The organism is Bacteroidota bacterium (genome assembly GCA_017303905.1).
In the GTDB taxonomy this organism is placed as follows: domain Bacteria; phylum Bacteroidota; class Bacteroidia; order B-17B0; family Aurantibacillaceae; genus JAHEYG01.
Map to the genome: position 1 here is coordinate 92,448 of JAFLBH010000003.1, position 10,204 is coordinate 102,651.

Below are 10,204 nucleotides of genomic sequence, written 5' to 3' on the forward strand. Positions count from 1 at the left end.
AATAATTAGATTTTAACCCCAATAATGAGGATATCGTCGACTTGTTCGAGCGGACCGCGCCACGACTCGATGGTATTATCAAGATATTTTTTCTGTTCTGCCGGAGGCATAGAACTGATTTCCAGAAGTAAATTACGGAATGTTCCGGCCATAAATTTCTTTCCTTTTGGCCCACCAAACTGATCGGCATATCCATCGGAAAAGATATAAACCACATCGCCTTTTTGAAGCTGAACTGTATTATTGGTAAACTTTCTAGGCTCACCGATAAAAGCGCCAACAGGGAATTTATCGGCTTTATGCTGAATGAGCTGTCCGTCGCGGATGATATAAAGCGGATTAAACGCGGCAGCAAACTGCAATTCCATTTTTTTATAATTGATGGAGCACAATGTCATATCCATACCATCTTTCGCATCCTTTTCTCCTTGTCCAACATGCAAAGTACTGGCAACACCTTCATTCAATTTATCCATTATTTGTGCAGGAGAAGTTAAAGAAGGATTATTAAAAGCATCCTTTAATAAGTTAGAACCCACCAAACTCATAAATGCACCCGGCACACCATGACCTGTGCAATCTACGGCAGCAAAATACACGTCGTCGTTTTTAGTATCCATCCAGTAAAAATCACCGGAAACGATATCCTTCGGCTTATAAAGCACAAAAGAATTTGGTAAATGCTTTTGAATTAATTTATCAGGTGGTAAAATTGCTTCCTGGATACGTTTTGCATAATGAATACTATCGGTTACCTGCTTATAGAGACTTTCCAACTCTTGATTCTTATTCTCAATTTCTTCCTTTTGACGAACAACTTCCTCAGTACGTTCAATCACTTTTTGCTCGAGTGAACGCTCGTTTTCCGCTAAGTCATCACGCATTTTCACAAGTGCTTGTCCTAAACTGTCGTATTCACTTAAAGGTTTATAATAAGCATCGAAATTACCGGCACCCGTTTGTTTAGCAAATTCGGTGGTACGTTCCATCGACTCAATGAGATTATTAAGAGCAGTACCCATTTCACCGATTTCATCCGTGCGGTATTCGATACGTTCTTTTGGTAAGATACCAAGCCCCATGGATAAGAGCATTTTCTTCAGTTGCTGTACAGGCTTTACGATAGAGCGAACGGTAAATAATGCTACTAAAATTCCACCAAACACCAATGCAAAACCAATGTATTTTACAAAACGTTCTAAGAAATTAAATGAGGAGAACATCTGGTCACGAACATCCTCTGCGTTTTTTTGCTTCGATTGGATTAATTGATCTAAATCTTCATACAAAATCTTTAAATCATTTTCAGCTGTAGATAACGCATCCTGTGCGATAAAGTAAATAGAAGCATCTTCATAAGCTTCCAAGGAATTCAATGGAGCCATGATATCTTGCTGGTACGTAAAGAAAATTTTCTCTGTTTTATTTTTTATGTTTCTCCACGTTTGTAATTCCTTTTCGTTTGTCCACTTTTTCGAAAACTCATGAATCTCTTGACGCTTTTTAGGATAATCGACAGTAATTAATTTATGGAGCTTATCACGACCAGGATCGTTCACATTTTTACTATAATACCATTTCGATATTAACGTTTGTGAACGTTGCAACATAAAGTTGAACTCCTTCAATGCCGCTACAGATGGAGCTACCTGCCCTACCACTGTTTCGGTTTTAGTTTTGCTATCAGTTAAGGTAAAAAGTGTAAGTACAAAAGCCACTACCGTTAATGCAATTAACGTACCGAAGCCAGTGCCTATTTTTCTACCGATTGTAAACTTAAATGCCATACACCAATGCCCTACTACTTATCGCTTCCGCCGCGTGCGTCCAATAATTTTTTATTAAACTCTTCCTTCTTCGCGTCATCGTTTAAGGCCTGATAGATCTGACGAAGACTTTCTAATGCTTTAACGTTTTTAGGATCGAGCTGATAAACCTTAGTCATAAATGGTAATGACTGTTTAAATAATTTCACCGAATTATCCTGAATAGCCTCTAATTTATCCAGTGGCGTATCGATATCCATTGAATTAATAAGGTTTACACCTTGGTTATAATAAATGATACCCAAGTTAATGTTAGCACTTACGTTTTTAGGATCTAACTCAAGCACTTTCATTAAGGCAATCTTACCATTCTCTCCAAATTCTGTTTTCGTATTATTCGCATTAAATAAATCGGAGAAATGCGAACCTACAGCCGAATAATACTCGATATCCTTAGCCTGGAAGTTAAACGATGAATCAACCATTAAATACAATTGCTTATAGTTCTTATAAGACGCGCTTGAACGTTCGTAGTTTAATGAATCATACAAATATTTAATACACATATTATAGTACAACTCAGAATGTTTTTTGATGATAACTAAATCACCATCACGAATACCTGCATCCGGTTTTAATTTTAAGGATGTTTTTGCTGCGTTAATTGAAGTATCGCGGAAAGCCGACTGAATATTATACTTATCCTTTTTCGCTAATTCATAATAAACAAAGGCACGCATGTATTGTGCTTGTGCATCAGTATAAGCTTCTTTAGCGAGGAATACAGAATCGATACTTTGCTTAGCGCAAACAGCATCTTTAGCCTTTAAACACTCTTGCACGCGCTCTAATTTATCAAGCTGCGCAAAAGCATTGCTGCTTAGCATCAGGCTAAAAAGTAAAATCACATATGTAATATTTTTTACTTTCATGTTAATCTATCGCAATGGCAAGGGCTTTAAAATCCTCGCTGGTTTTTAATCCCGCCTTTACGGCACTTGTTTTACTGTATTCAAATTTTTGTTTATTGTCTATTACCACAAAGTTGATAGCGGCTCCTGTTTTGGCGGCTCCGTCTTTTTCGGCAATAATTAAGGCGCCTTTGCCTTTCATTTTAGCAACAATATCATTTAATGACTTACTGGCATCCGGTAAAATAAATAACATATGAGGTTTGGTTCTACCATCAAAAGTTGGCGTGTTAATGACCTCCATTTTTTGATTACCCACCATTTTGCTCTCTGCCATTTTATTGAGTTCTTTCAATAAGGCTTCGTTTTTACCCACCATGTGAATGATGAAGTTGCCGGTTTTCTTACCTTCCGGCCATTCAAAATAACGAGTAAAATTGTAAAGGAATACGGCTTTGATTTTGGCATTGGTGTCAAAGTTTTGCATAAAACCGAAGCTCACGGTTATGCACAATGCAACAATTAAATATTTACCAAATTTTGCCAATTAAACGTAATGACAGCAAACTTCCTGCCACAATAACCTACAAATATAACATTTGAGTGTTGCCTTTACAATTTAATAATTATTAAGTGAAAATTGTGTTAATTTCTTTGATAATTGACTAATTTAGATGTCGGATGCTATATAAAGCCGAATATAATCAACTAGATGATAACGAGCTAATTAGAAGGTATTGCGAGGAGGATAACACCAACTATTTAGGCATACTTTTTAAACGTTATTCGCATTTGGTATTAGGTTTATGCATTAAGTATCTTAAAAATGAGGATGAAGCACAGGATCTTGTGATGAATATCTTCGAGAAACTAACAGCCGACCTCAAAAAGCACAAAATCGAATTTTTTAAAAGCTGGCTTTACACTTATTCCAAAAACATGTGTTTGATGGAACTTCGTAAAAAGCAATCGCAGCTTAAAAAAGACATTGAACTTCAGGACAATAAAGTATTGTTTATGGATTCGGGTTCGGATTTACATCTCAATTCAAACGATGAGAAAGAAAACACGATCTCGCAATTGGAAACGGCTCTCAGCACTTTAAGTAAAGAGCAAAAACAATGCATCATCCTGTTTTACTATAAAAACAAATCGTATAACGAAATTGTGGATATAACAGGATTTAATGCAAATGAAGTAAAGAGTTATATACAAAACGGAAAAAGGAATTTGAAAAATAAAATAACAGAATTACAAAATGGCCAATAAGCTGAATAAACATACACCAAGCAGCGATGAGTTGTTGAAGCGTTTGGAAACAAACGACTCAGCCGGCCTCGATGATTTTGAGAAGGAGGCTCTCGAAGGTTTCGCTTCTCTCGAAAATCCGGAATTGGCTCGTTCTTTACAAGCTAAACTGGATGCGCGCATTAGTGAAGAATATTCTCAAAAGAAATCAGGGAACCGCACTTTCTTTTATTTAAGCATGGCGGCCGGATTAATTTTAGTCATAGGCCTCACCGTAATTTTTTACAACTCGCTTAATTCTAACAAAGCTGAATTAGCCCTTAGCGAATCGGCAGAACAAAAAGAAAGTGTTCCCGGAGAATTAGCACCGGTTGACGAATTAAAAAAGGAAGCTGATTTATCTCCAGCAACGGAAGAGACTGACGGTTCTTCAGCCACCGAAAAACCAGCTGAGAAAGAAAACAGACTTGAACGTAAAGGAAATGCTTCCGGAGAAACTGACACGAAACCTACGGATGTAACAACAAAAAGTACAGCAGCAACCGGAGCCGGCAGCGCCATGGATGATATGGTATTAGCTAATAAACAACAAGAATCGAATAACGGTCCGGTTACAGCGGCTGTTCCTCCTTCACCATCCGAAGATCAAAAAGATTACAGAAGAGATGAGAACCTTTCGGAAAAAGAAGCGGTGCAACCTGTTGTTTTGGCAGATAAAAAAGAAGAAGGCGTAAAAGCCCGCAGCACGGTAGGCGGATTAAAAAAGAAAGCAAAAGACAGTGAGTATAAAAACGAGCCCGGAAAAGCACCTGCTACTGAAGCTTTAGCAAGTGAACAAACAGCAAGTGCGCCAAAATCTTCATTTACTGAAGCTGCAGGAAAAGCGGATTTAGATAATTCGGGCGATATGATTTCTCAGCCTACATTCATTCAAAAACCATATGTAAACGCACAAGCATACATTAAATCGGAAATTGATAAGAATGCCACTTTAAAATCAAATGTAAAGGAGTTTAAAGCTAAATTATCGATTGATGAAAACGGTAAAATCACTAAAGTGAAATTTTTAAACTCTTTCGCTAATTGCACTAACTGCGAAAAAGATTTAGAATCGATTCTCTTAAAAATGCCGAATTGGAAACCTGCACAAAAAGGTGGTAAGGCAATTAAAGAAACGTTACACTTCGTGTATCCTTAAAACAAATCAATACCTACATTTAAAGTTTGTTGAAGGTACATGTCATTGTCGCCATTCTTTATTTTATAATCTAAGTGATCGGATGTAAAGCGACCCAATGCCATATTATATCCTATGTTAATATTATCGGTTAAATAATATTTAAAACCGAACCCAACATTAAAGGAATAATATCTTCCGGGCTGAACACACTTCATTTTCATTACATCTACAAGTTCTACTACCGAAGCACCGGCATAAATGTAAGGACGAACCGGGAAATTTTCATTCAACAAAAATCCATTAGCGAACTTAAACTTAGCCATTGCTCCTGCCGAATACAATCTTGCGCTTACGTTACCAATTCCCTTTCTTCCGAAGCATCCTGGACAACGGTCGTCTGATAAGACCTCCTTCATCTTTATATCATCAGGCTGACTAAAACCATAATTACCTGCAGTAAGAAAAACTCCACCGTCAAAATACTTATTCAAATAATAAGAAAACTGAGCACTGTAGGTACCGTACCAACAATTATTTTTTAGGGTAAAACCATTGCCTAAATCGCCTTTGTATTTTTGAGAACCAGCGCCAATAAAAATACCAAAACGATTATTTTTATTTTGAGAAGTAAGACTTATCGAAAAAGTAATTATTACAATAACAAGAATATTTTTTTTCATTTTATAAATTTTATATAAATAAATATAATGAAAAAAAACGAAACCGCTAATTAAGCGTAAATCTCTTTTTTAGCAGCTAATAGCGTGTTTTTTATTAATGAAGCTATGGTCATCGGACCTACACCACCTGGCACCGGTGTGATATAAGAACATTTTGGAGCGCAGCCATCAAAGTCTACATCGCCAACAAGTTTATACCCTTTAGGCAAACTCGCATCATCAACACGATTAATTCCAACATCAATTATTACAGCGCCCTGCTTTACCATATCCGCTGTTACAAAATTTGGTTTGCCAATGGCAGCAATAATAATGTCTGCATTTAAACAATGTGCTTTCAAATCTTTTGTACGACTGTGACAAAGGGTAACGGTGCAATTCGCGAACTTATCGTTTTTCGCCATCAAAATACTCATTGGCGAACCAACAATGTGACTGCGACCAATAACCACACAATTTTTACCGGAAGTTTCAATGTTATAGCGTTCCAATAACTGTGTAATTCCAAAAGGTGTAGCGCTGATATAAGTCGGTAAATCTAATACTAATCGCCCTACGTTAATCGGATGAAAACCATCAACATCTTTGCTTGGTTTTACGGCTTCAATAATTTTATGCTCATTGATGTGTTTTGGCAAAGGCAATTGTACAATGTAACCATCAATATCATTATCATTATTTAAAACATCCAACTCATGCAATAATTCAGCTTCTGAAATAGTTGCCGGAAATTTTTTGAGTGTAGATTTAAAACCCACTTTCTCACAGGTTTTTACTTTAGAACCAACATAAGCCATCGATGCGGGATCGTCGCCAACCAATATTGCCGCCAAATGAGGTACTTTACCTCCGCCTGAAACAAACTGTTTAACTTCTGCAGCAATTTCATCCTGAAGTTGCTGTGCGATTTTTTTTCCGTCGATTAGGCTCATGGCTTTAAATTTATTGTTTTGTATTTACATTTCTGATGGACTATCTGAAAACTAAAACAAAAGGAATAAGTAATTCTATTGTCCAGGCATTTTAGGCATATTACGCATTAATTTACTCATAGCGTTTTTATCGTTCATCATGCGCATCATTTTACGGGTATCTTCAAATTGCTTCAGTAATTTATTTACCTCACTGATGTTTTGTCCGCAACCCTTCGCAATTCTTTGTCTTCTGGAACCATTTATTAACTCAGGCTTACTCCTTTCGGCAGGAGTCATTGAATAAATAATTGCTTCAATGTGCTTGAAAGCATCTTCATTTATATCGGCATCCTTCACTGCTTTTCCAATGCCAGGAATCATGCCTACTAAGTCTTTGATGTTACCCATTTTTTTAATTTGTTGTAACTGACTTAAGAAATCATTTAAATCAAATTGATTCTTGGCAATCTTCTTCGATAATTTTCTTGCTTCCTCTTCGTTATACTGTTCTTGCGCGCGCTCCACTAATGTTACAACGTCACCCATTCCCAATATACGATCACTCATACGCTCAGGATAGAATACATCCAAAGCATCCATTTTTTCGCCTGTACCAATAAACTTAATCGGCTTATTTACCACCGATTTAATCGACAAGGCCGCACCACCGCGTGTATCACCATCTAATTTGGTTAAGATAACACCGTCAAAATCCAATCGGTCATTAAATGCTTTGGCTGTGTTTACTGCATCCTGACCTGTCATGGAATCCACCACAAACAAAATCTCATTTGGTTTAACTGCCTTTTTTAATTCGGCAATCTCCGTCATCATCACCTCATCCACCGCTAAACGACCGGCAGTATCTATCAGCACAACACTGTTTCCATTTTCTTTGGCTTGCTTAATAGCAGCTTCTGCAATTTTAATCGGATTCTTTTCTTCTTTATTGGAAAAAACCTCCACACCAATTTGCTCGCCTAATACGTGCAATTGATCAATAGCAGCCGGACGATACACGTCGCAAGCTACCATTAAAGGTTTTTTACCTTTTTTAGTTTTTAAATAATTGGCGAGCTTTCCTGTGAAGGTTGTTTTACCTGAACCTTGTAAACCGCTCATTAAAATAATAGTTGGACTTCCACCGAGATAAATCTCTTCTTTTTGTCCGCCCATTAATTGCGTTAACTCATCGTGTGTGATTTTAATGAGGAGTTGACCCGGAGAAATGGCTGTTAATACATTTTGTCCTAGCGCTTTTTCCTTAATGGTATCTGTAAACTGCTTAGCAACTTTATAGTTAACGTCAGCGTCTAATAAAGCTTTACGAACCTCTTTTAAAGTTTCAGCAACGTTTATTTCTGTAATCTTTCCATGACCTTTTAAAACTTTAAAGGCCCTGTCTAACTTATCACTTAAATTATCGAACATAATAGGTAAAAATAGAAGGTAAATTTACAAAATTAAGAGTGAAAAAGCCATCAAAAGATTTATTGTTGGTTAAATTTCAAATAATTCAGTAAAATTGAAGGACTTTACACATGCAAAACCACGATAAATACATGAAACGCTGCCACGAATTGGCCTTAAACGGACTCGGCTTCGTGGCTCCCAATCCAATGGTGGGATGTGTAATTGTAAAAGGAGGCGAAATAATTTCGGAGGGCTGGCACAAAAAATACGGCGAAGCCCATGCTGAAGTAAACGCCATCAAGAATTTACCCGATCATTTTGATTATAGTGACTGCGAATTGTATGTGAACCTCGAACCATGTTCGCATCATGGAAAAACACCTCCTTGCTCCGATTTAATAATTGATAAAAAAATCAAGAAAGTAATTATTGGAAACTTAGATACGAATCCTTTGGTGGCAGGAAAAGGAATTGAAAAATTAAAGAAAGCCGGTATAGAAGTTGTATCGGCCATTTTAGAAAAAGAAGGGCGTGATTTAAACAAACGCTTTTTTACTTTTCATGAGAAAAAAAGGCCTTACATCATCTTAAAATGGGCGCAAACAGCGAATGGATTTATCAGCCGATGGCCGCTTTCGGATATAAAAGAAGATAACTGGATTACGTGCCAAAACTCAAAATTACTGGTTCACGAATGGAGATCGCATGAACAAGCGATTATGATTGGAACTAATACGGCCATTAACGATAATCCCGAACTAACGGTGAGGCATGTAAGAGGCAATAACCCAATACGTATTGTTATTGACCGACAATTAAAATTGGACAGTCGGTTAAATGTATTTAATAGCGATGCAAAAACGATTGTGGTTAGCGAAAGAGAAAAGGAAAATCATAACAACATAAGTTATTTAACTTTAGACAAAGCTCATTTCAACGTCAAAAACATTTTTGAATCAATAGCAAGACAAAACATATCCAGTGTATTTGTTGAAGGTGGCGCCATGTTACTGGATTCAATTATTAAGTCCGGATTATGGGATGAAGCACGTGTTTTTGTAAATCCGAATTTAGAATTTAAAAACGGAATTGCTGCGCCTGAATTTGATTTAAGTAAAGGTGTAAAAAGTAATTCAGGAACAGACTTATTATTCTCTTTCACCAATAATTCATAAGTGATTTACATTCTACTAAATATTCTTGCCAGCGTAGTACTACTTGTCATTTTTAAACTGTTTGATAAGTTCAAAGTAAATTCGCTGCATGCTATTATTGTGAATTATATCACCGCTTCAGTAACCGGACTTTTATTCTCCAAACACAGTTTTGATTTAGAAACGCTCTATCATTCCAAGTGGATATTTGTAAGCATTCCTCTCGGCTTTTTACTCATTTCTATTTTTAACTTAATATCACTTACCACTCAAAAAATCAGCATATCAACAGCATCGGTTGCAAATAAAATGAGTGTAGCAATGCCTGTGTTATTCTCAGTTCTTGTATTAAATGTAGAGCTTACCATTATTAAGGTCGCTGGAATCGTATTGGCACTTGCTGCATTATATTTCGCTACACGGTCTCATGATGAAAACAAACATATCGATAAAAAACTTATTTGGTTGCCCTTGCTTGTGTTTTTAGGCAGCGGATTAATCGACACCGCCATAAATGCCACGAATGCGTTTTACATTCACAATGAACAAGACAGCGAGATGTTTACGATTTCTTCTTTTTTCTGTGCCTTTGTGATAGGTGTTTTTGTTTTAATCTTTACATTCTTTAGGCATAGATCACAAAAAAAAGAAACAACTTTCTTCGAACCAAAAAGTATTCTCGCCGGTATTATTCTTGGTATACCTAATTATTTCAGTATTTTTTTTATTATTAAAGCCCTTGAGTCGAATGTATTAAACAGCGCTCAATTGTTTCCGGTGCTTAACATCTCCAATGTAGTTCTTTCAGCTCTTATCGGTGTTTTGATTTTCAAAGAAAACTTATCGACTCAAAACAAAATAGGATTAGCGCTCGCTGTTGTCGCAATTTTCTTGATCACATTATAAATGAAAAAGCCGCTTCTTTTGGAAGCGGCTTT

Annotated in this window: 10 protein-coding genes; 4 read left to right on the plus strand and 6 right to left on the minus strand. The window is 36.6% G+C overall.

Annotated elements, in window-relative coordinates; genetic code table 11:
- Window positions 1-5: 5 nt before the first annotated feature.
- Genes J0L69_11160 through J0L69_11170 form a run of 3 tightly spaced genes read right to left on the minus strand, consistent with a single transcriptional unit; the run spans window position 6 to window position 3,179 of the window.
- Window positions 6-1,787: a SpoIIE family protein phosphatase gene (locus tag J0L69_11160; protein ID MBN8693748.1), complete on the minus strand. Its 1,782-nt coding sequence runs from the start codon at window positions 1,785-1,787 to the stop codon at window positions 6-8.
- 14 nt (window positions 1,788-1,801) lie between these two features.
- Entirely contained in the window at window positions 1,802-2,698 is an 897-nt protein-coding gene (locus J0L69_11165) for a hypothetical protein (protein MBN8693749.1), read from the minus strand.
- 1 nt (window position 2,699) lies between these two features.
- Window positions 2,700-3,179, minus strand: coding sequence for a YfiR family protein (locus J0L69_11170; protein MBN8693750.1), 480 nt, complete (start codon window positions 3,177-3,179; stop codon window positions 2,700-2,702).
- Window positions 3,180-3,358: 179 nt separating this feature from the next.
- Here J0L69_11170 and J0L69_11175 point away from each other — a divergent pair, with 179 nt between their 5' ends.
- Together J0L69_11175 and J0L69_11180 are read left to right on the plus strand one after the other, a co-directional pair.
- Window positions 3,359-3,946, plus strand: coding sequence for a sigma-70 family RNA polymerase sigma factor (locus J0L69_11175; protein ID MBN8693751.1), 588 nt, complete (start codon window positions 3,359-3,361; stop codon window positions 3,944-3,946).
- Window positions 3,936-5,123, plus strand: coding sequence for a hypothetical protein (locus J0L69_11180; GenBank protein ID MBN8693752.1), 1,188 nt, complete (start codon window positions 3,936-3,938; stop codon window positions 5,121-5,123). The genes J0L69_11175 and J0L69_11180 overlap by 11 nt, the downstream gene beginning before the upstream one ends.
- Here the strand turns inward: J0L69_11180 and J0L69_11185 are convergent.
- The 3 genes from J0L69_11185 to ffh form a co-directional block, all read right to left on the minus strand.
- Window positions 5,120-5,785 carry an outer membrane beta-barrel protein gene (locus J0L69_11185; protein ID MBN8693753.1) on the minus strand — a complete coding sequence of 222 codons (666 nt, stop codon included), beginning with the start codon at window positions 5,783-5,785 and terminating at the stop codon, window positions 5,120-5,122. The two genes, J0L69_11180 and J0L69_11185, sit on opposite strands and share 4 nt — an antisense overlap.
- A gap of 50 nt (window positions 5,786-5,835) precedes the next feature.
- Window positions 5,836-6,717: a bifunctional methylenetetrahydrofolate dehydrogenase/methenyltetrahydrofolate cyclohydrolase FolD gene (gene folD, locus J0L69_11190; GenBank protein ID MBN8693754.1), complete on the minus strand. Its 882-nt coding sequence runs from the start codon at window positions 6,715-6,717 to the stop codon at window positions 5,836-5,838.
- Window positions 6,718-6,792: 75 nt separating this feature from the next.
- Window positions 6,793-8,130, minus strand: a complete 1,338-nt coding sequence (gene ffh / locus J0L69_11195; protein MBN8693755.1) for a signal recognition particle protein — start codon at window positions 8,128-8,130, stop codon at window positions 6,793-6,795.
- Window positions 8,131-8,240: 110 nt separating this feature from the next.
- Here ffh and ribD point away from each other — a divergent pair, with 110 nt between their 5' ends.
- Both ribD and J0L69_11205 read left to right on the plus strand, forming a co-directional pair.
- Complete coding sequence (ribD, locus tag J0L69_11200) at window positions 8,241-9,287, plus strand: bifunctional diaminohydroxyphosphoribosylaminopyrimidine deaminase/5-amino-6-(5-phosphoribosylamino)uracil reductase RibD (GenBank protein MBN8693756.1); 1,047 nt, start codon at window positions 8,241-8,243, stop codon at window positions 9,285-9,287.
- Complete coding sequence (locus J0L69_11205) at window positions 9,288-10,172, plus strand: EamA/RhaT family transporter (GenBank protein ID MBN8693757.1); 885 nt, start codon at window positions 9,288-9,290, stop codon at window positions 10,170-10,172.
- Window positions 10,173-10,204 lie beyond the last annotated feature (32 nt).

What these genes read in the sequence shown, in the direction of transcription:
- J0L69_11160 (MBN8693748.1), bottom strand. Translation starts at nt 1,787, where the DNA reads ATGGCATTTAAGTTTACAATCGGTAGAAAAATAGGCACTGGCTTCGGT.
- J0L69_11165 (MBN8693749.1), bottom strand. Translation starts at nt 2,698, where the DNA reads ATGAAAGTAAAAAATATTACATATGTGATTTTACTTTTTAGCCTGATG.
- J0L69_11175 (MBN8693751.1), top strand. Translation starts at nt 3,359, where the DNA reads ATGCTATATAAAGCCGAATATAATCAACTAGATGATAACGAGCTAATT.
- J0L69_11180 (MBN8693752.1), top strand. Translation starts at nt 3,936, where the DNA reads ATGGCCAATAAGCTGAATAAACATACACCAAGCAGCGATGAGTTGTTG.
- J0L69_11185 (MBN8693753.1), bottom strand. Translation starts at nt 5,785, where the DNA reads ATGAAAAAAAATATTCTTGTTATTGTAATAATTACTTTTTCGATAAGT.
- folD (MBN8693754.1), bottom strand. Translation starts at nt 6,717, where the DNA reads ATGAGCCTAATCGACGGAAAAAAAATCGCACAGCAACTTCAGGATGAA.
- ffh (MBN8693755.1), bottom strand. Translation starts at nt 8,130, where the DNA reads ATGTTCGATAATTTAAGTGATAAGTTAGACAGGGCCTTTAAAGTTTTA.
- ribD (MBN8693756.1), top strand. Translation starts at nt 8,241, where the DNA reads ATGCAAAACCACGATAAATACATGAAACGCTGCCACGAATTGGCCTTA.